This window comes from Metapseudomonas boanensis, from assembly GCF_042232855.1.
Classification (GTDB): Bacteria; Pseudomonadota; Gammaproteobacteria; order Pseudomonadales; family Pseudomonadaceae; genus Metapseudomonas; species Metapseudomonas boanensis.
Window position 1 is genome coordinate 4,216,292 of sequence record NZ_CP113889.1, and the last position, 20,521, is coordinate 4,236,812.

The 20,521-nt window shown below is 60.5% G+C and carries 19 protein-coding genes; 13 read left to right on the top strand and 6 right to left on the bottom strand.

Going from position 1 to position 20,521, the window contains the following annotated elements; translation table 11 throughout:
* Positions 1 to 102: 102 nt before the first annotated feature.
* The 3 genes from brnQ (at position 103) to OXH74_RS19740 (ending at position 2,640) form a co-directional block, all read left to right on the top strand.
* Positions 103 to 1,416: a branched-chain amino acid transport system II carrier protein gene (brnQ, locus tag OXH74_RS19730; RefSeq protein ID WP_215370806.1), complete on the top strand. Its 1,314-nt coding sequence runs from the start codon at positions 103 to 105 to the stop codon at positions 1,414 to 1,416.
* A 106-nt stretch (positions 1,417 to 1,522) separates the two neighbouring features.
* Positions 1,523 to 2,257: a DUF599 domain-containing protein gene (locus OXH74_RS19735; protein ID WP_215370391.1), complete on the top strand. Its 735-nt coding sequence runs from the start codon at positions 1,523 to 1,525 to the stop codon at positions 2,255 to 2,257.
* Positions 2,254 to 2,640 (top strand): MAPEG family protein, encoded by a 387-nt coding sequence (locus tag OXH74_RS19740; RefSeq protein ID WP_375738467.1) that lies wholly within the window; start codon positions 2,254 to 2,256, stop codon positions 2,638 to 2,640. The genes OXH74_RS19735 and OXH74_RS19740 overlap by 4 nt, the downstream gene beginning before the upstream one ends.
* Before the next feature lie 49 nt (positions 2,641 to 2,689).
* Here OXH74_RS19740 and OXH74_RS19745 read toward each other — a convergent pair whose 3' ends face one another.
* On the bottom strand, positions 2,690 to 2,914 hold the full coding sequence (locus tag OXH74_RS19745) for a hypothetical protein (protein ID WP_375738468.1): 225 nt from the start codon (positions 2,912 to 2,914) through the stop codon (positions 2,690 to 2,692).
* A 171-nt stretch (positions 2,915 to 3,085) separates the two neighbouring features.
* Between OXH74_RS19745 and OXH74_RS19750 the strand changes: the two genes are divergently transcribed.
* The 5 genes from OXH74_RS19750 to OXH74_RS19770 all read left to right on the top strand — a co-directional run bounded on the left by OXH74_RS19750 (position 3,086) and on the right by OXH74_RS19770 (position 8,286).
* A complete protein-coding gene (locus tag OXH74_RS19750) occupies positions 3,086 to 3,565 on the top strand; it encodes a PaaI family thioesterase (protein ID WP_375738469.1) in 480 nt (159 codons plus the stop codon).
* Complete coding sequence (locus tag OXH74_RS19755; RefSeq protein ID WP_375738470.1) at positions 3,562 to 4,005, top strand: PaaI family thioesterase; 444 nt, start codon at positions 3,562 to 3,564, stop codon at positions 4,003 to 4,005. Before OXH74_RS19750 ends, OXH74_RS19755 begins: the two co-directional genes overlap by 4 nt.
* Before the next feature lie 45 nt (positions 4,006 to 4,050).
* The gene (locus OXH74_RS19760) at positions 4,051 to 5,304 is read left to right on the top strand and encodes an MFS transporter (RefSeq protein ID WP_375738471.1); all 1,254 of its coding nucleotides are present in this window, start codon (positions 4,051 to 4,053) and stop codon (positions 5,302 to 5,304) included.
* A 122-nt stretch (positions 5,305 to 5,426) separates the two neighbouring features.
* Positions 5,427 to 7,325 carry a molecular chaperone HtpG gene (gene htpG / locus OXH74_RS19765; RefSeq protein WP_375738472.1) on the top strand — a complete coding sequence of 633 codons (1,899 nt, stop codon included), beginning with the start codon at positions 5,427 to 5,429 and terminating at the stop codon, positions 7,323 to 7,325.
* A 175-nt stretch (positions 7,326 to 7,500) separates the two neighbouring features.
* Positions 7,501 to 8,286: a dienelactone hydrolase family protein gene (locus OXH74_RS19770; RefSeq protein WP_375738473.1), complete on the top strand. Its 786-nt coding sequence runs from the start codon at positions 7,501 to 7,503 to the stop codon at positions 8,284 to 8,286.
* Positions 8,287 to 8,310: 24 nt separating this feature from the next.
* Here OXH74_RS19770 and OXH74_RS19775 read toward each other — a convergent pair whose 3' ends face one another.
* Positions 8,311 to 9,174 (bottom strand): pirin family protein, encoded by an 864-nt coding sequence (locus OXH74_RS19775; RefSeq protein WP_375741652.1) that lies wholly within the window; start codon positions 9,172 to 9,174, stop codon positions 8,311 to 8,313.
* A gap of 70 nt (positions 9,175 to 9,244) precedes the next feature.
* On the bottom strand, positions 9,245 to 9,664 hold the full coding sequence (locus OXH74_RS19780; RefSeq protein ID WP_375738474.1) for an OsmC family protein: 420 nt from the start codon (positions 9,662 to 9,664) through the stop codon (positions 9,245 to 9,247).
* 151 nt (positions 9,665 to 9,815) lie between these two features.
* On the opposite strand from OXH74_RS19780, the gene OXH74_RS19785 reads away from it, so the two are divergent.
* From OXH74_RS19785 to mddA, 5 genes are all read left to right on the top strand, one after another.
* Positions 9,816 to 10,835: an amidohydrolase family protein gene (locus OXH74_RS19785; protein ID WP_375738475.1), complete on the top strand. Its 1,020-nt coding sequence runs from the start codon at positions 9,816 to 9,818 to the stop codon at positions 10,833 to 10,835.
* A gap of 63 nt (positions 10,836 to 10,898) precedes the next feature.
* Positions 10,899 to 11,363 (top strand): DUF3859 domain-containing protein, encoded by a 465-nt coding sequence (locus tag OXH74_RS19790; RefSeq protein WP_375738476.1) that lies wholly within the window; start codon positions 10,899 to 10,901, stop codon positions 11,361 to 11,363.
* 79 nt (positions 11,364 to 11,442) lie between these two features.
* Positions 11,443 to 12,171, top strand: a complete 729-nt coding sequence (locus tag OXH74_RS19795; protein WP_375738477.1) for a response regulator — start codon at positions 11,443 to 11,445, stop codon at positions 12,169 to 12,171.
* A gap of 215 nt (positions 12,172 to 12,386) precedes the next feature.
* Entirely contained in the window at positions 12,387 to 15,215 is a 2,829-nt protein-coding gene (locus tag OXH74_RS19800) for a PAS domain S-box protein (RefSeq protein WP_375738478.1), read from the top strand.
* A gap of 94 nt (positions 15,216 to 15,309) precedes the next feature.
* Positions 15,310 to 16,083, top strand: a complete 774-nt coding sequence (gene mddA, locus OXH74_RS19805) for a methanethiol S-methyltransferase (protein ID WP_375738479.1) — start codon at positions 15,310 to 15,312, stop codon at positions 16,081 to 16,083.
* Between the two features lie 203 nt (positions 16,084 to 16,286).
* On the opposite strand, the gene fabB is transcribed toward mddA, so the two are convergent.
* From fabB to OXH74_RS19820, 3 genes are all read right to left on the bottom strand, one after another.
* On the bottom strand, positions 16,287 to 17,504 hold the full coding sequence (gene fabB / locus OXH74_RS19810; RefSeq protein ID WP_375738480.1) for a beta-ketoacyl-ACP synthase I: 1,218 nt from the start codon (positions 17,502 to 17,504) through the stop codon (positions 16,287 to 16,289).
* An 11-nt stretch (positions 17,505 to 17,515) separates the two neighbouring features.
* The gene (fabA, locus tag OXH74_RS19815) at positions 17,516 to 18,031 is read right to left on the bottom strand and encodes a 3-hydroxyacyl-[acyl-carrier-protein] dehydratase FabA (protein ID WP_215370440.1); all 516 of its coding nucleotides are present in this window, start codon (positions 18,029 to 18,031) and stop codon (positions 17,516 to 17,518) included.
* Between the two features lie 256 nt (positions 18,032 to 18,287).
* A complete protein-coding gene (locus OXH74_RS19820; protein ID WP_375741653.1) occupies positions 18,288 to 20,192 on the bottom strand; it encodes an ATP-binding protein in 1,905 nt (634 codons plus the stop codon).
* Positions 20,193 to 20,521: the final 329 nt, after the last annotated feature.

Sequence of the window (20,521 nt, forward strand, 5' to 3'; positions counted from 1 at the left end):
GCGGGGCACTAGCGATCAATCCCAAACGGATGGATGACGTTTCCCCAACTCCACGGGAAACCCTTCGGAACTTATGAATTTCTGCCAGCGGTATTCCCCTTTATGACTCGATTGAAAGGTCTGGACCTTCTAGCCCTTGGCTTCATGACATTTGCGCTTTTCCTGGGCGCAGGAAACATCATCTTTCCGCCGAGTGCCGGCTTGGCAGCAGGCGAGAACGTCTGGCGTGCGGCTGCGGGTTTCCTGCTCACGGGCGTCGGTCTGCCGCTGTTGACGGTGATCGCGCTGGCCCGCGTGGGCGGCGGTATGGATCGCCTGACGGCTCCCTTGGGCCGGCGCGCGGGTCTGCTGTTTGCCGTGGCCGTATATCTGGCTATTGGCCCACTTTTCGCCACGCCCCGTACTGCCGTGGTGTCCTTTGAAATGGGGGTCGCCCCATTCACCGGAGAAAGCAGCCTGGCGCTGTTCCTCTACAGTGCGGCCTATTTCGCTGCAGTGCTCTTCCTGGCCTTGAATCCAGGAAAGCTGGTCGATAGCGTCGGCAAATTAATTACACCGGTGTTGCTTTCGGCGCTGCTTGTGTTGGGTGGTGCTGCATTGTTCGCACCTGCTGGCGCCATTGGCAGCAGTTCCGCCGAGTACCAGGCCGCTCCGCTGGTTGAGGGTTTCCTACAGGGCTACCTCACCATGGATACGCTGGGCGCGCTGGTTTTTGGCATTGTCATCGCGACTGCCATTCGCGACCACGGCGTCAAGGACTCGAGCCTGGTAACCCGCTATTCGGTGATTGCCGGGGCTATCGCCGCCTTGGGCCTATGCCTGGTCTACCTGGCGCTCTTCTACCTTGGCGCAACCAGCCAGGGGATTGCCGGTGAAGCGCAGAACGGGGTGCAGATCCTTACCGCCTATGTGCAGCACACCTTTGGGGTGGCGGGTAGCCTGCTGTTGGCTGTGGTCATTACCCTGGCGTGCCTGACTACTGCGGTTGGTCTGCTGACTGCCTGTGGTGAATTCTTCAGTGGAATGCTGCCGCTGTCTTACCGCACTGTCGTCATCGTATTCGGTCTGTTCAGCCTGGGAGTGGCCAACCAGGGCCTGACCCAGTTGATAAGCCTCTCGGTACCCGTCCTTGTTGGCTTGTATCCGCTGGCCATCGTACTGGTGGCTTTGAGCCTTATGGACCGTTTTTGGCTCGACCCACGCCGTGTCTTTGTACCAACCATGGCGGTAGCGCTGTTGTTCGGTTTGGTGGATGGGCTGACGGCAGCCGGTTTTGCTGGTCTGGTTCCGGCAATGTTTGCTGGCTTGCCACTGGCTGGCCAGAGCCTGGGCTGGCTGATGCCAGTTCTGATGACGCTCACTGTCGCGGTGCTGGTCGATCGTTTGATGGGGCGGAGGTTGCCAGCACCTGCCTGAGCACGATTCTGTCAGCCAAAAAGGCCACCCACCGGGTGGCCTTTTTCTTGGCGCCCGGAGTGACTTCTCACGGTTATAATTCGCGCCGCTTTTACAAGGAATCCGCATGTCGACCATTCTGCGCAACCTACCGCACTTGCTGGCCATCCTCTGGTTCATCGCCTGCTGGGTTGGCTACACCCGTTACGCGATCTGGAAGGCTAAGGACACAGCCTGCCTGGCCTCGGTCCTGCACCTGTATCGCGAAGACTGGATGCGCCGGGTATTGCTGCGTGACAACCGCATTGCCGATGCCAGCGTGATTGGCAATCTGGAGCGCAATGCTTCGTTCTTCGCATCAAGCACCCTAATCATCCTGGCTGGCATCCTCACCGTACTTGGCTCAACGGATCGCGCGGTGTCGGTGCTGGCTGATCTGCCATTCGTGCAGACCGCCAGCCGAGGAATCTCCGAACTGAAGCTGTTGGGGCTGGCAGTGGTGTTCGTGTATGCCTTCTTCACTTTCAGCTGGTGTATGCGTCAGTACAACTTCGCAGCAGTATTGGTGGGCTCGGCGCCGATGGTTGGTGAGAAACACATTACCGAACAGGAGCGCAAGGCGTTTGCCGAGCGAGCGGCGCGTGTAGTGTCGCTGGCCGCCAACCAGTTCAACTTCGGATTGCGCAGCTACTATTTCGGTTTGGCGATGTTGGCTTGGTTTATCAACCCTTGGTTTTTCATGATTGCGACCACGGGTGTCGTGCTCGTGCTGTATCGCCGTGAGTTTCACTCTGATGTGTTGGAAGTAATGGTCTACACCCCGACGCAGCCGCTGGATGTTCCGAAGGAGAAGATGGAATGAGCATCCCGTTCTGGTGCCTGTTCATCGCCGCCTTGCTGATCTACGTGGCAAGGGCGCCAGTTGCCAAGGCGATGCAGAAGGAGGGTGGTTACGATAATCGCAACCCGCGAGCTCAGCAGGCACAGCTCAAGGGCTTCGGTGCCAGGGCATTGGCTGCACACCAGAACAGCATCGAAATATTTCCGTTGTTCGCCGCAGGGGTCCTGATGGCCCACGTAACCCAGACCCAGGGTTATTTCGTCGATCTGCTGGCAGTCGTCTTCATCCTTTCACGGATTCTCTACCTGTTTCTATACTGGCGCGATCTGGCTACCGCGCGCAGTACTACCTGGGTGGTTGGATTGGTCTGCTGCCTGTTGTTGATGCTCAGCCCTGCGCTCTAAATGACAAGGCCCGCATAAGCGGGCCTTGTCGTTCCAAGAGGTAGGAGCCTTACTGGGCTTCCTCTTCCGGAGCGGCTGGAGCAGTGCTCGGAGCTGCCGGGGCAGGCTCGCTGGCGGGCGGCGTAGCAGCCTCAGGTGCAGCAGGTGCGGCTGGAGCGCTCGGCTGGGTTTCGGTTGCCGGTGCAGCCGGGGCCTGGGCCTCTTCCTTTTTATCGCAGGCAGCAAGACCAAGGCTGGCAGCCAGCAGCAGGGCGAGAGACAGGGTTTTTTTCATCGTTGGGCCTCCATGTAGGGCTTTCCTCGTAGATAGCCCTTTGAGTTTCGGTTCGGCTTCTAAGTTCAATAAATCTTTTCGGACTGATCAATCTGAAGTTTGTCCGCGGCATGGAGGTATGGGGCAGGGTATGATTCGGATCTTTGCCCATTCTCCGCCCAGGTTGCTGTCATGACGGAAAACACTCTTATCGAACAGGCCAGGCGCTTTCTCTCGGCGCTGCGCCATTGCCAGGTGCTCGGTCTCAGTGTTCAGGATGCGACGCCACAAGGCCTTACCCTGCGCTTGCCTTACAGTGATTCCATCATTGGGAATCCGGAAACCGGTGTGATCCACGGTGGAGCCATCACTACTTTGATGGATACCACCTGCGGCATTTCGACTGTTTGCGTGCTGCCTGAGTTCGAAATCTGCCCAACTCTCGATCTGCGTATCGACTATATGCACCCGGCTGAGCCAAATAGGGATGTTTTCGGATTCGCTGAGTGCTACCGGGTCACGCCGAACGTCATCTTCACTCGGGGTTACGCTTATCAGGACGACCCCAAGCAGCCGATTGCGCACGTGGTGGGCGCTTTCATGCGAATGGGCAAAGCCGTCCAGGGCGGTATCAAATTGCACAGTGAAGCCAAGCGGGGGGCTGCTCAATGAGCCTCGATCTCAATGCATTGGTGCGCGAAGCCCACGAGCAGAACAACTACGATTCGCTGATCAGCCTCATTCCCTATGCCCGCTTGATCGGTATCGAGTGCTTGCGCTTGGGCGAGGATGTGGTTTTTCGCCTACCGGCGAACAAGGACAACATCGGCAATCCCACTTTGCCTGCCATTCACGGCGGCGTAATAGCAGGCTTCATGGAGCATGCGGCAATGCTTCACCTGTTGATGTTCATGGGCGCCCCCCATATGCCGAAAATCATCGACTTCTCGATAGATTACCTACGTGCTGGTCATTATCGTGACACTTATGCTCAATGCCTGGTGTGGCGCCAGGGGCGTCGTGTGGCCAATGTCGCGATCACTGCTTGGCAGACGACTCAGACCGAACCGATCGCGACCGCCCGCGCCCATTTCAAAGTCGATGAACCTTGAGATAGCCCGGCGGTGGCGGTCGTTACCCTGTCCTAGGAACGCTTGATGGTTGCGTTATTGATACTTGGAGGCCTGCTGCTGATCATCACGGGCCTGGTCTGGCTCGTGATGCTGGCCTTTGGTACCAGCCTGCTCTGGGGGATTGGCAGCCTGATCCCGCCAATCAACCTCGCCTATGCTCTGCGTCACTGGCGCATCGCGCGAAAGGCCGTAGTGCTTGGCAGCATGGGGGCCATCCCCCTGGTGGTCGGTGTGACCATGCTGGCCGCCCAGGACCCGGGACGATTGCAGGCCATCCTCAGTCTGCGTTGGATGGGAGGCGACGAGCCCCAACTGGCTGAGTTGGACATCCGTCTGCGTGGCGAACTCAATGGTCAGCGTTTCCTGCCGCAGCATGCCGAACTGATCGACGGGGTCCTGACTCTGCGCGAGGGGCATGACTTCTATGCACGCCGCGAGCTCGTCATTCGTCTGGGCGAGCAACCTCAGGGGGCGCTGCGTTTAGACGTGCTGCCACAAGATGCCGGCAAGCAGCCAGAAGTAGAGATCAGTTGGGTGCTGCCGGACCAGGATCTGCCAGAGGCGCGACGCATTCCTCGTGGCTACACGCTGCATCTTGATCTGCAGCCGGTAGCGCCGAACAAGTTGGCGGGCGAGTTTCATCTGGTCCTGCCGCCACGATTCGCCACGACCCTCAGTGGAAGGTTGGAGCTGTTCATGGACCAGCTTCGATATCGCGATGGGCGGGTGGACACGACCTACGACTCCCGGGATACCCTGGCCCACGTGATTCGTGACTACCTGCAACGCCGCTTCTCAACCCGTGAGGTGGATTTGCGTCCATTGCCAGCCTTGAGCCTGCCGGCGCGCGAGCTGGAGGTGCAGGTTGGGGCGCGTATTGCGGGCCAGCCGCAGGATTTGCTGCTGCAGCTGTTCAAGAATGACGCCAGTGGCTGGCGTGTTCGCAACGATCGCTATCCGCCCCTTGCGCCGGTCGTTCCACAGCCTGCAACCGCGACCCTGGTGGTAGCCCGGGACGCGGTGGGCAGCATCTCAACGTCTCTGCCGGTCGATCGGCGTGAGCACTTTTCGCTCCAGCAGCTCCTGACTAATCCCCGGGATTATCAAAACCTCGAGCTACGTGTAGCCACGCTCCGTGGCAGCATGGCGCAAGGTCGCTTTGCCGGTCTCGATCAGGACGGGCGCCTGGTGATCCGGCGCAGCCTGGGAGGGGCAGGGGTGGCCATTTTCAGTGTTGGTGCCGAGGAGATCGAACGGATCGAACTCCTCGAGCCTTGAAGGTCGATCATTGTGCAGGCGAGCGAGCGTTGGCTAAGCACTTGAAATCCTTGCCGATGCCCCCATCTGGATGACATCCGCCGCTGTTGCGGCCTAAGCCATCCAAGTGGAGTTAGAAGACCATGAGTGTGGAGACTCAAAAAGAAACCCTGGGCTTCCAGACAGAAGTGAAGCAACTGCTTCACCTGATGATCCATTCCCTGTACTCGAACAAGGAAATCTTTCTCCGCGAACTGATTTCCAACGCATCCGATGCGGCAGACAAGCTGCGATTCGAGGCGCTGGCCAACCCGGAACTGCTGGAAGGTGGCGCCGAGCTGAAGATCCGTGTCAGCTTCGACAAGGATGCCAAGACCATCACCCTCGAAGACAACGGCATCGGCATGAGCCGTGACGAGGTGATCGCGCACCTGGGCACCATCGCCAAGTCCGGTACCGCCGACTTCCTGAAGAATCTCTCGGGCGACCAAAGAAAAGATTCGCACCTGATCGGTCAGTTCGGTGTGGGCTTCTACTCGGCCTTCATCGTTGCCGACAAGGTTGACGTTTTCAGCCGCCGTGCAGGCCTTTCGGCCAGCGCGGGTGTGCATTGGTCGAGCAAGGGGGAGGGCCAATTCGAAGTCGCGACGATCGACAAGGCTGAGCGTGGCACCCGCATCGTCCTGCACCTGAAGGCTGGCGAAGAGGAATTCGCCGATGGCTGGCGCCTTCGCAACGTCATCAAGAAGTACTCTGACCACATCGCCCTGCCCATCGAGCTGCCAAAAGAGCACCATGGCGAAGACGCGCCGAACGAGCAGGAGTGGGAAACCGTCAACCGCGCCAGTGCCCTGTGGACCCGTCCGCGCACGGAGGTCAAGGACGAGGAATACCAGGAGTTCTACAAGCACGTAGCCCACGATTTCGAGAACCCGCTGACCTGGAGTCACAACAAGGTGGAGGGCAAGCTGGAGTACAGTTCGCTGCTCTACGTCCCGGCCCGCGCGCCCTTCGACCTGTACCACCGCGAAGCCCCGCGCGGACTGAAGCTCTATGTCCAGCGTGTTTTCATCATGGACCAGGCCGACCAGTTCCTGCCGCTCTACCTGCGCTTCATCAAGGGTGTGGTGGACTCCAATGACCTGTCGCTGAACGTTTCCCGCGAGATCCTCCAGAAAGATCCGGTGATCGACTCCATGAAGTCGGCCTTGACCAAGCGTGTGCTGGACATGCTTGAGAAGTTGGCAAAGAACGAACCCGAACAGTACAAGGGGTTCTGGAAGAACTTCGGCCAGGTGCTGAAGGAAGGCCCGGCCGAAGACTTCGCCAACAAGGAGAAGATCGCCGGCCTGCTGCGCTTTGCCTCCACCAGCGATGATTCCGGGGAGCAGAGCGTTGCCCTTGCCGATTACATCGCCCGCATGAAAGAAGGCCAGGACAAGATTTACTACCTCACCGGCGACAGTTACTCGCAGGTCAAGAACAGCCCGCACCTGGAAGTCTTCCGCAAGAAAGGCATCGAAGTGCTGTTGCTGACCGACCGCATCGACGAGTGGCTGATGAGCTACCTGAGCGACTTCGAAGGCAAGGCCTTCGTCGACGTGGCGCGTGGTGACCTCGACCTCGGCAAACTGGACTCGGAAGAGGACAAGAAGGCCCAGGAGGAAGTGGCCAAGGCCAAGGAAGGGCTCATCGAGCGGCTCAAGCAATCGCTGCAGGAGCAGGTCAGCGAGGTGCGTGTGTCGCACCGCCTCACCGACTCGCCGGCAATTCTCGCCATTGGCGAGGAGGACCTCGGCCTGCAGATGCGTCAGATCCTCGAGGCAAGCGGCCAAAAAGTGCCTGAGTCCAAGCCGATCTTCGAGATCAACCCAGCTCACCCGCTGATCGAGAAGCTCGACGGCGAGCAGGATGAAGACCGCTTCGGCGAGCTGTCGCACATCCTCTTCGACCAGGCTGCCCTGGCAGCTGGCGATAGTCTGAAAGACCCCGCTGCTTACGTGCGCCGTCTCAACAAGCTACTGGTCGAGCTTTCTGCCTGACGTTTGTCTGGAAACGCCAAAGGCCCGCAATGCGGGCCTTTTTCATGTCGTCCTGCGCGCTTGCCTGGCAGGCGAAGCACGCTGCAAGGCCGAGTGGCGTCTTGTAAACCTCATGACCCAGGCTGCGTGGCAGGTCTAACCTTATTAGTCCCACTGCCAGGCAGAGACCGTTCCCATGAACAAATTGCTGCTTTCCCCGTTCCTGCTCGCTTTTTGTACTTCGGTAGCGGCTGAGATGGTCAGCCGGCCCGTGCCATACGAGATAGACGGCAAGCCCTTCGAGGGGGCCCTGGTTTATGACGATACGCAGAAGTCACCGCGCCCCGGCCTGGTCATGGTGCCCAACTGGCTCGGTGTATCCCCGGCCGCTACGGAGCAGGCCAAGCTCATTGCCGGCCAGCGCTATGTCATCTTCATCGCCGACATGTACGGCAAGGACATCCGTCCCAGCAATCCCGATGAAGCGAGGGCGGCTGCAACGGCCGTGCGGGGGGACCGGGCGTTGATGCGCAAACGGGCGCAGGCAGCAGTCGATGTCCTTAAGGCACAAGATGGGCAGGTGGCCTTGGCTCCCGGCAAGCTGGGTGCAATCGGCTTCTGCTTTGGTGGCGGCAGTATCCTTGAGCTGGCCCGCTCAGGGTCGCCGCTCAAAGGCTTCGTCTCTTTCCACGGCAACCTGGATACGCCTGATCCTGCCGACGCTCGCCAGATCAAGGCGCCGATTCTGGTCCTGCATGGCGCGGACGACCCGTCAGTACCCAAGGCTCAGGTCGACGCTTTCCAGGCTGAGATGACCGCTGCCAAGGTGGATTGGCAACTGGTCAGCTATGGAGGGGCGGTGCATTCGTTCACTGACCCGGATGCCAATGTTCCTGGGCGCAACCAGTACCACCCGGCTGTTGCCTTGCGTGCCTACAAGGCCATGAACGACTTGTTCGATGAGGTGTTCGCGCAACCCTGATGAGCCCCCGGCACGGCTTCGACACTAGTCTGGCAGCTCGATGCGGGTGGACTCGCCTGGGACTTTCGGCCAATCGCCGGCTGCCCAGCGGCTGCGCGCCTGCTCGATCAACTCCGGGGTGCTGGCGACGAAGTTCCAGTTCATCCGCCTGGGACTGTCCAGCGGTTCCCCACCGATCATCGCCAGGCGGCAGGCGCCGCAGGCACTCAGTACGAACTCAACTCCTTCAGGCAGTACTACGAGGGAGTTTGGTTCGAGCGGCTGGTCGTCCAGCAGTGCCTCACCGTCGAGCAGATAGAGCGCACGCTGCGGGTGCTCGCAGGGGATGGCCAGGGTGGCGCCAGCCTCCAGCTGCAGATCGGCGTAGAGAGTAGGGGAGAGCACGGGCACCGGCGAGGTCAGGCAGAAGCCCGTGCCTGCAACCATCCGGATGCGTACGCCAAGGGACTCCTGTTCCGGCAGGGCGCTGGCCGGGTGATGGCTGTAGCTCGGTGCGCAGCTCTCGAGCTCGCGAGGCAGAGCCAGCCAGACCTGCAGACCGTGAATGCGAGATCCGCTGCTTACCAGATCCGCCGGCGTGCGTTCGACGTGGGCGACGCCGCTACCGGCAGTCATCCAGCTGACGTCTCCGGGCTTTACCCGCTGGTCCGATCCTAGGCTGTCCTTGTGCTGCAACTCGCCCTCGAACAGGTAGGTGAGGGTCGATAGCCCGATATGCGGGTGCTGGCGAACGTCCAGGCCTCGGCCAGGCTCATAGGCGCTCGGCAGCATGTGATCGAAGAAGACGAAGGGCCCGACGCTGCGGCACTGTGCCGACGGCAGTGGGCGCAGGATAGGCTGTCCGGCCACCTCTTCGGCGCGCGGTCGGATGTTCAGGGGGGCAGAGATGGTCATGTCGCTTCTCCTGCGGACGAATGCAATGGAGCTGGATGATCGGGAGCGTGGCGCCAAGTGCCCGTCATTGACCGAAATCGCCTTCGGCCAGACGGGTCTCGATGGTTACCTCCACTTGAGTCATCAGTTTATGGACTGGGCACTTGTCGGCAATGCGTAGCAAGGTCGCGCGCTGCTCATCGCTCAGCGGCCCGCGCAAAGTGAGTTTGACGTTCAGGCGGTAGTTCCCTTTGCGCTCTTCGCTGTCATCGCGGGTCACCTCTACGCCGATTCCCGTCAGTGGGATGTCATTCTTGCGTGCGTAATAGGTGACGGTAAGCGCTTTGCAGCTGCCCAGGGCAACGTCGAAATAGTCGTGGGGTTCAGGGGCGGAGCCCTCTCCGCCCAGGTCTTCCGGCAGATCGGTGAACAGCGGTACCTGGCCTTCCAGTTCGATGCGTTGGCGATAGCCGCTGTCGGATTCGCTGTTCAGGGTAATGATCATGGAGGGCCTCCAGGCCTTTAGCGGAAAACAAGTCCCGCAAGGCTAGACGAATGTGCGCTTGCTGGCACCCGTAGTCATCGTGGGAACGGCCGGCTGAACCCCGAGCAAGGCGCGCCGGTCTATAGTCCCCGAGACGTCAGGAGGATAGACCTTGCCAACTGCCCGTTCATGCCTTGCCGCGTTGCTTGCCCTGGCTGCCTTGCAATGCCAGGCGAGAGACTACCGCTACAGCGACGCGCACCTGCACTACGTGGATTTCTTCCAGGAAAGCGAAGGCATGCAGCGACTGGTCAAGGAGATGGATGCTGGCGGCATCGACCATGTGATGATTTCGGGCATTCCGGTGGCGAAGAAGTGGCACGAGGATGAGCCCAAGCGTCCGCGCTACTATGCGGGTGATGATGCGGGGGCCTACTGGTTCAGCGCGACCGATGTGTTCGTCGCCGCTGCGGTGAAAGCGCTACCCGCCGAGCAGCGTCAGCGCTTCCACCCCTTCCTGACCGGCTTCAACCCCAACGATAAGAATGCAGATGCCCACATCCGCCAGATGCTGGAACTGGACCCGGGGCTTTGGCAGGGCCTGGGGGAGGTATTTACCCGCCACGACGATCTCACCGCGCTGATCTACGGTGAAACGCCACGCGCCAACAACGAGGCGATGACACGCATCTACCACCTGGCTGCCGAGTATGATCTGCCGGTGATGCTGCATGCCAACATCACTTCCAAACGTGAGAAGAACCCCTTGTACCTGGGCGAAATCGAGGAAGCGCTACGTAATCATCCCCATGTGCGCTTTATCTGGGCCCATGCCGGTACCAGCATGGAGATCCATCGGCACCAGGAAAAACTGGATTTTCTGCTTCCGACCTTGACCCGGATGCTGCACGACTACCCGAATCTCTACATCGATCTTTCCTGGACGGTGCTGCGACCCTATCTGCTCGACGCCAAAGGCATTCCGGATCCGAAGTGGCTGGCGTTGGTCGAGAAGCATCCAGACCGCTTCATGCTCGGCTCCGACGTGGTGGGCCGCTTCGATGACCTGGGCAAGTATCTGGCATCTTTTCGCCCGTTCCTGGACGCCCTGCCAGACGACGTGGCGCAGAAAGTCGCGCGTGACAACTTCCTCGCAGTACTGCCGCGCAAAGGCGCTGGCGTAGCGCCTTGAAGCTGTAATCAGCCTGTCATGCCGATGTCATAGCCTCGCGCCACCGCAAACAAGGAGCGCGACATGACTCTCTCCCGACTGAGCACGCTGATTGCACTGGGCCTGGTTTCCAGTGTTGCCATTGCCGACGTGCGCCTCGAAGGCCCGATCGAGTTCGGCATCTTCGAAACCCAGTACAAGGATCACCAGCCCGGTGAGCGCGTACTGACCCGCAGTGACCAGAATATCCTTGCTACTGACCAGGTGCCGGCCAAGCTGGGAACCAAGTTCGGCATGCGCTACTCCCTCTCGGGCAAACGCGAAAACGATACGCCTCTGACCCTGCTGTATCTCACTCCTGGAGTCACTACCCCGGACGGCAAGCGTCATGACAAGTTCGAAGTGGTCCAGAAACTGGTGCCTGGTGTGCCGATGGACGTCATGGCCTTCGAATTCACCGAAACTCACGAAGTGGTACCCGGCGAATGGCGCTTCCTGGTCTTTCAGGGGGATCGCCTGCTGGCCGAGCAACGTTTTCACGTGAACTGAATCGCCGATGAGTTGCGGGGCTGCCGGGGCACCCACGAGCTATAGTCCGAAGGATTGAAAATAGCGAAAGGCGGGCCCCATGGCCGAACAAACCAGTATCCTGGTGGTGGATGACGACGCCGAGATTCGCGAACTATTGCTCGACTACCTTGGTGGACTGGGCTACCAGGTCTGCGCTGTGGCGGACAGCGAGCAGTTGCGGGCGCGCCTGGCCGAGGCGTTGCCTGATCTGGTGTTACTGGATGTCGGCCTGCCAGGGGAGGACGGCCTGAGCCTGGCGCGTTACCTGCGCGAGCATCACGACCTCCCGGTGATCATGGTGTCCGGTGCTGGCAGTTCGCTAGACCGCATCATCGGTCTGGAAGTGGGCGCCGATGATTACCTGGCCAAGCCCTTTGACCCTCGGGAGCTACTGGCGAGGGTCAAGACCGTCCTGCGTCGGTACCGTCGACCGGCGGCGACCGTGGACGTCCCGCGAAGCGAGCCAGGGGGCGATTGCTTGCGTCTGGGGCAATGCCGGCTGCACCTGCAAAGTCGCCAGCTGTTCGATGCGGCAGGCCAGGAAATCCCCCTGACGGCGATGGAATTCGATCTGCTGCAGGCCTTCGCCCAGCGTCCCAATCGGCCACTCTCCCGCGATCAGCTGCTCAATCTCACCCAGCATCGTGATTGGAGCCCCTTCGACCGGTCCATCGATATCCGCATCGCGCGGTTGCGGCGCAAGCTCGAACAAGACCCGGACAAGCCACAGATCATTCGTACCGTGCGTGGCGTCGGCTACATGTTCGTTCCGGGCGGTGTTGCATAGCGCGGCTCTCAATAGAGCAATCTGTGCAAGGTCGAGTGCGTTGGGGCCCATCACTTGGTGGGGGCCGAAGCCGAGTGACGCCAGGCCCCTGTGGTTAACGCAGACCCGCCACCGCAACGCATTGTTTCAATTGTTTCAATACGTCCTGGGCCCTGCCGGGCTGGCACGGGCTGTCTCTATACTCAGGCTGTCCACCCAGCCCGGAGGGTCGCCAGGTGAGCCAGAGCCTGACCAGCAGTTTTGTCGCCGTGAGCGCTGAAGAGCACCAACTCCGGCAGATTGTCGACAACAGCAGCGCAGTGATCTATGTGAAGGACCTGGATGGTCGCCTGCGATTGGTCAACCGTGCCTTCGAGCGGTTGTTCAAGGTCAATTCGGATCGGGTGATCGGCCGTACCGACCACGACTTCTTCCCCAAGGAGATGGCCGACGTCCTGCGTGCCAACGACCTGCGCGTGGCACAACTCGGGCATGAGCTGGAGTTCGAGGAGCAGGTGCCCCTTGGGGGTAGCGTTCGCACCTATCTGTCGACCAAGTTTCCGCTGTTCGACAGCGAAGGCCGGGTAACAGCCGTCTGCGGCATATCCACGGACATCAGCTCGCGCAAGAGCCTGGAGGAGGTGTTGCGCTTCGTGGCTCTTGGGGTCTCCGCTGCTACCGGCAATGAAGTTTTCGAAGCCATCGCGCGTTACATGGTGCGCTCCCTGCAGGCCGACTTCGCCTTCGTCAGCCGCATCAGCGATGTCGGTCCGCATTGCCTGACGACTCTTGCGCTTTATTACGGAGGCAAATTGCACAGCAATGCCACCTATGAGCTGGTCGGGACGCCCTGCGCCGAGGTGTTCGGTGGAAGCTTCCACTTCATTCCCCGTGACCTGCAGCAGATTTATCCGAGCGATTCGGTGTTTGCCAAGTTCGGAGTGGACAGCTACGCGGGCTATCCGCTTTTCGCCAGCGATGGCCGCCCACTTGGCCTGATCGCGGCCGGGCGCTGTGGTCCGATGAGCGACCGTGGCCGGGCGGAGTCGGTTTTGCGCATCTTCTCCGTAAGGGCTGCTGCCGAGATCGAGCGTCTGGAGGCCGAGGCGAGTTACCGGGCGATTTTCGAAACGTCGGAAGATGCGATCTTTGTCCATGACATCGAGACTGGTGCCTTGGTGGACGTCAATCCCAAGGCTTGTCGGGCCTACGGCTACAGCTACGACGAGATGCTGAAGCTGGACATGGACGCCTTCAGTGCCGGCTACTCGCCTTATACCGGCAAGGAGGCGGCGGGTCATCTGGCGCGGGCAGCGGCCGGTGAGGTCCAGCGCTTCGAATGGCATCGGCGCAACCGCGATGGCAGCCTGCATTGGGACGAGGTGCTGCTCAAGCGTGTAACCATTGGCGGGATCGACCGCATCCTCGCCATCACCCGCGAAATTACCCAGCGCAAGGAGGCCGAACAGGCCCTGCGTGCCAGTGAACTCCAGTATCGGGCGATCACTAACACCGCCCTGGATTGCTTCATCAGCATGGATGAGGTGGGCCGTGTGCTGGCCTTCAATCCGGCTGCCGAGCAGTGTTTCGGGTTGAGCCGTGCTCAGGTGCTGGGGCATCCCTTGCTCAAGCTGATCATTCCGCCACGATTTCGTGAAGCCTATGAACGGGGTTTCGAACATTACCTGGAGACCGGCCACGGTGCCTTCCTCGGCAAACGGATGGAGGTGGTGGCGCAGCGCTCGGACGGTGAAGAGTTCCTCGCGGAGCTGGCGCTGACGCAGGTGCCGGGTGACGAGGGACCTCGTTTCATCTGCTATTTGCGTGACATAACCGAGCGCCAGCGGGCCGAGGAGGAGCGGGCACGGCTAGAGCAGCAGCTGCGCCAGGCGCAGCGCATGGAAGCCATCGGCCACCTGACCGGCGGGATTGCCCATGACTTCAACAACCTGCTGACCAGCATGCTGGGGTATACCGTCATGGCCCGGGAGCTGGCCGAGCAGCAGTACGACGAGCGTCTGGGTAAGTACCTGGCGCGCGTACAACGCTCGGCGGAGAAGGCGCGTGACCTCATCCAGCAGATGCTCACCTTCAGTCGCGGAAGCCGCGGCAAGCCGCAGGAAGTGGCGCTGGATCGCCTGCTCGGCGACTTCATCCGGCTGGTGGAGTCGACGTTGCCCGCCACCGTAGAGCTGCACACCCGGTTGGATCACGATCTGCCCAGCGTCCTGGCCGACCCCGTGCAACTAGAACAGGTGCTGATGAACCTGTGCATCAACGCACGGGATGCCATGGGTAGCGTTGGCTATTTACGCGTCAGTCTAGGGCAGGAGCATCTGGAAACGGTCTGCGCCTCTTGCCAGCAACCCATCAACGGGGCGTTTGTCACTTTGACCGTGAGCGACAGCGGCCCGGGTATCGAGCCGGCGCTGAGAACACAGATATTCGAGCCGTTCTTTTCCACCAAGGCCAGCGGTCAGGGCAGTGGCATGGGGCTGTCGATGGTGCATGGCATTGTCCACGAATACGGTGGCCATATTCACCTGGATAGCCCGCCTGGGCAGGGCGCAACCTTCCGCATCCTCTTGCCGCCTCATCGCGAGGGTTGTGTTGCGGCAAGTCCGGCCGAGGAGTCTGGCCTGTATCGTGCGCCGCTGCGCTCGTCGCTCTCTGGTCGGGTGGCAGTGGTCGACGATGATGATCAGGTTGCTGAGTTCATGGGCGAACTGCTGGAGGGGTGGGGGCTGGAACCGACGATCTTCTGTGATGCCGAGCAGGCCAGCCAGCAGCTCTGTGCAGAGCCCTACGGATGGGATTTCGTCATCCTCGACCAGAGTATGCCGCGGCTCAGTGGTATGCAGCTGGCGCGGCGCTTGCACGCCTCCAGGTCCGACTTGCCAATCGTGATCTATACGGGTTTCAGCGATGCCCTGGTGGAGAGTGAGGTGCAGCAGCAGGGAGTCAGGGCCCTGCTGACCAAACCGTTGGATCAGCAACGCTTGCATCGTTTGTTGCAGGCATCGCTGGGCACCCCGAGGGAGGGATACAAGACGGAAACAAATTGAGTGCGATCAGCCATCGGCTTGATACAGGCCTGGGCGAAGCTGAGTTCGACGCCAGCCATTGGCCGTCGACCAGAAACCCAGGCAGGAGCGCATCATGTTCGACTATTTCAAGCGCAGTTCGATCTTTCTTTATGGCGTGATCAGTTACCTGATTTTCTTCGCTACCTTCGTATATTCCATCGGCTTCATCGCCAATCTGCCCTTCGCCCCGCGTACGCTGGACGGGGAGCCACGGCTGCCGTTCTGGGCAGCGTTGGGGATTGATGCCCTCCTGCTGGGAATTTTCGCGGTACAGCACAGCCTCATGGCCCGGCCAGCCTTCAAGGCCTGGTGGACCCAATGGATACCGCCGGAAGCCGAGCGCAGCACTTATGTGCTGTTCTCCAGCCTGGCCTTGCTGATGCTGTATAGCTTCTGGCAACCGCTGGGGGGCGAGATCTGGACCATCGAGAACCGTTCGGGCCGCCTGGTCTTGGGCGCTACCTTCGCGTTCGGCTGGGCGCTGGTGTTTTACAGCACACTGTTGATCAACCACTTCGATCTGTTCGGCTTGCGCCAGGTCTGGCTCAACCTGCTGGGCAAACCCTATACCTCGCTGCAGTTCAAGACACCGGGGGCCTACAAGCTGGTTCGCCACCCGCTATATCTGGGCTGGTTCCTGTGCTTCTGGGCAACGCCGACAATGACCGCTACGCACCTGCTGTTCGCCGTGATGACCAGCATTTATATCCTTGCTGCGATCCAGCTGGAGGAGCGGGACTTGATGCGGGCACACCCGGAATATGCGGATTATCGTCGGCAGGTGCCCATGCTGCTGCCACGTTTTGGTCGCCGTAGCAAAGTTGAACGCGAGCGTGAAGCGGCCTGAGCATCTCGACCTGACGTAGAAAGGGCGCCTGATGGCGCCCTTGTCTTGTCTGGGATGTGGCTGCTATGGGGTACTGGTTCGCGCTGAGTCGAAGGTGAAGGCTAACATTTCGGGGTGGAGGTTCGGCCTGGCCCAAGGAGTGCCCGCAAACGAAAAAGCCCGTATCGAACGATACGGGCTTTTTCGTCAACTGCAGGACTGGATCAGCCCTTGAAACGCTTCAGGACCAGGGTGGCGTTGGTGCCGCCGAAGCCGAAGCTGTTGGACATGACGGTGTCGACCTTGGCGTTTTCACGGGTCTCGCGCAGGATCGGCATGTCGGCTACTTCCGGGTCCAGCTCGTCGATATTGGCCGAACCAGCCATGAAGTTGCCTTCCATCATCAGCAGGCAGTAGATCGCTTCCTGTACGCCAGCAGCGCCCAGGGAGTGGCCGGACAGGCTCTTGGTGGAGCTGATGGCCGGCGCCTTGTCACCGAACACCGCGCGTACGCCGCGGATTTCCGCTACGTCGCCCACAGGAGTCGAAGTGCCGTGGGTGTTCAGGTAATCGATCGGCGTGTCGACGGTGGACAGTGCTTGCTGCATGCAGCGGATTGCGCCTTCGCCGCTCGGGGCAACCATGTCGTAGCCGTCGGAGGTCGCGCCGTAGCCGACGATTTCGGCGTAAATCTTGGCGCCACGCTTGAGGGCATGCTCAAGCTCTTCTACGACCACCATGCCGCCGCCACCGGCAATGACGAAACCGTCACGCTTGGCGTCGTAGGCGCGGGAGGCCTTCTCGGGGGTGTCGTTGTACTGGGTCGACAGTGCGCCCATGGCGTCGAACAGGCAGCTCTGGCTCCAATGCTCTTCTTCGCCACCGCCGGCAAAGACCATGTCCTGCTTGCCCAGCTGGATCTGCTCCATAGCCTGGCCGATGCAGTGCGCGCTGGTTGCGCAGGCCGAGGAAATGGAGAAATTCACGCCCTTGATCTGGAAGGGGGTGGCCAGGCACGCGGAAACAGTGCTGCCCATGGTGCGGGTTACGCGGTATGGGCCGATGCGCTTGACGCCTTTCTCGCGCAGAATGTCGATGGCTTCCATCTGGTTGACAGTGGAGGCACCGCCGGAACCTGCAATCAGGCCCACGCGCGGGTTGGAGATCTGCTCGGCGGTCAGGCCGGCATCCTCGATGGCCTGCTGCATGGACAGGTAGGCGTAGGCAGCAGCATCACCCATGAAGCGGAAGATCTTGCGGTCGATCAGCTCTTCAAGGTTCAGGTCTACCGAGCCGGAAACCTGGCTGCGCAGGCCCATTTCGGCGTACGAGGGGTTGTAGCGGATACCGGCACGGCCAGCGCGCAGGTTGGCGGAGACGGTGGCTTTGTCATTGCCCAGGCAGGAAACGATGCCCAGACCGGTAATCACGACGCGACGCATGCGGATGTCCTTCAGAAGCTGTCGGTAGAGGTGAAAAGGCCGACGCGCAGGCCTTCGGCGCTGTAAATCTCGCGGCCATCGACGCTGACGGTGCCATCGGCAATGCCGAGGATCAGCGATCGGTTAATAGTGCGCTTGATGTGAATGTTGTAGGTGATCTTTTTCGCGGACGGCAGGATCTGGCCGAAGAACTTGACCTCGCCAGAGCCCAGCGCACGGCCACGGCCGGGGTTGCCCTGCCAGCCGAGGAAGAAACCAACCAGCTGCCACATGGCGTCGAGGCCGAGGCAGCCGGGCATGACCGGGTCGCCTTCGAAGTGGCAGGCGAAGAACCACAGGTCGGGGTTGATGTCGAGCTCTGCGACGATTTCACCTTTGCCGTACTTCCCGCCGGTTTCGCTGATATGAACGATGCGATCGATCATCAGCATGTTGGGGGCGGGCAGTTGCGCATTACCTGGGCCGAACAGCTCGCCGCGACTGCAGCGCAGCAGGTCTTCCCGGGAATAGGCGTTTTGTTTGGTCATGCGAGCTCCTCAATGGTCCCCGTGTGGTACAGGGCTTGGCATTTCATCCTGCTGCCGATCACGCACAGGGCGACCGTCGACAGACTAGTCATAGACTATTGCGTTGTAGTGAAAGTCACAGGGTGAAGAGAACAGTCGTTCACCCAATGGGTTTAAACGGTCGCAAGGGGCGTGCCAAAGGCATCCCGCTTGCCAAGCGTGCTGCACTTTAACACTCCTGGCCACTCTCCGAATGTCTGGAAGCGGCACTCGCTCGTCAGCTTGGCGGATTTTGCAGCCAACGCTGCATGACTCGATGCAGGTCGGCACGCTTGAAGGGCTTGGCAAGGTAATCGTTCATGCCGGCCGCAAGGCAAGCCTCACGGTCGCCCTGCAGGGCATTGGCGGTGAGGGCAATAATCGGTATCGCTGAGCAGCCATTCATCCGACGAATCTGCCGGGTGGCCTCATAACCGTCCAGCACCGGCAGTCGGCAATCCATGAGAATCGCGGAGTATTGGTTACGCGAAGCGGAGTGCACGGCCTGGGCGCCATCGCCCACCAGGCTGACCTGGAAGCCGAGGCTGCGCAGCATGGCTTCGATCACTGTCTGGTTGACCGGGTTGTCCTCCACCAGCAATACGGTCAGGCCATTAGCTTCTGCTGTGTTCTGGATCCGACTATAGGCGACCGGTCCGATTTGCCGACGGAAGGGCAGGGGAATTTCCAGGGTAAAGACCGAACCGGTGCCCTCGTGGCTCTCCGCGCGCAGTGTGCCGCCCATGCGCTCGGCTAGGGTCCGGGCGATGGGCAGGCCGAGGCCGGTGCCGCCGTAGCGCCGGGAAATCGAGTTGTCCGCTTGTTGGAAGGCATTGAACATATGTTCCAGCCGTTCCGGCGAGATACCGATGCCGCTGTCGTGGACGGCGCAAGTGAGCCAGAGTACTTCGCTATCCAGCGCCTGCCAGCGTGTTTCTACGCGGATGCTGCCATCTTCAGTGAACTTGAGCGCGTTACCTACCAGATTGACCAGGATTTGCCTGATACGCGTAGGGTCACCCTGAACCTCCACGCCTTCCAGCCCGTCCTGGGTGTCCAGGGATAGGGCGAGGCCGCGTTGCTGTGCACTGTGCTGGAACACCTGCACCGAGCCGAGGATCAGTTCGAGCAGGTTGAAGGGAATCCGTTCGAGTTCGAGGGCTCCACGCTCTATGCGAGAGAAATCGAGGATGTCGTTGATGACCTTGAGCAGGTGTTCAGTGGATTCGGTAGCGAGCGCTGTATATTCCGCCTGCTCCTCGTTCATTTCAGTGGTTTCCAGCAGCTGCAGCATTCCAAGTACGCCATTCATCGGTGTACGCAGTTCGTGGCTCATCATTGCGAGGAAGTCCGACTTGGCCCGGTTGGCGCTCTCCGCTTCCTCCCGCGCCTTGATCAGCTGGCTCATGGCTTGTTGCTGCTCGGCGCTGGCCTTTTCGAGGCCGCTGGCAAGGTCGTTGATGTGGCGGGCCAGAATGCCCAACTCGCTTTCGTCCACTACCGGCAGGCTAGTGTTGTAGTTGCCGGCCTGAATGGCCTTGACTGCCCCGCCCATGTCGATGATCGGTTGTGATAACCGGGTGGCCAGCCGGCGGGCCAGCAGGAACGTCAGGAAGAGCGCAACGAATGCCAGGACCGTGGCCTTGAGGAGGATTTCCTGCTGGCGATTGCTGAAGGCATCGTTGGACATACCGACCACGACCCGGCCGAGGTAGCCCTTGTCGTTGCGACCACGGACTACAGCCGGCACCGCCGGGCTGCCCGTCGACACCTGCTGGCGAAAGATGGGCGCATGAAATACTTCCACCTGCGGGCTGCTTTGCTCCAGTCTGGCGACTTGCTCGAGGTAGACCAGAATGTTGTCCGCCCGATCGCGGATTTCGAGGAAACGGACATGGGGTGTGCCGAGGCTGGCGTGCAGGAGGTTTTCCAATACCTCCAGCTTGCCGGATACCACCCCATACTCTGCTGCCGGTGCCAACTGGTTGGCGATCAATTGGCCGGTATGGTTGAGCTCCTGGCGCAGGTCCTGCAGGCGAGCGAAGGTGAAGAATCCAGTGAGTAACAGGGTGAGCAGGAGTGCCGGCCCAAGGCTGATCAGCTGGGTGCGGGTGTGGATGTCCCAGTGATGCCTAAAGGTCATTGACCGAGCCCTGTCGTCACGCAGATCAGGGGCTTGCAGAACAGTCTGGTCGCCGGTGGCGATTCGGGCGGCTGGGTCAGGGGATAGCATCGGCACTTCATCCTTAGGCCTCGTCACAACGTCGTCCGTGGAGAGGGCAGGTCTATGCTGGAACTCTAGCCTTGTTATGTCCCCGGTACTGGGGATTTTCGACAGTATCAGGATTGTGTCGGACGTTGGTTCCGTTTTTGTGCATCCAAGAGGTGGCACCTTGCCGCATCGGGCCTGTCAAAACTTCACGACATCTTAACCGAGGCGCGCTGCTTTGCCAGCGGCAACGGGCGAGATAG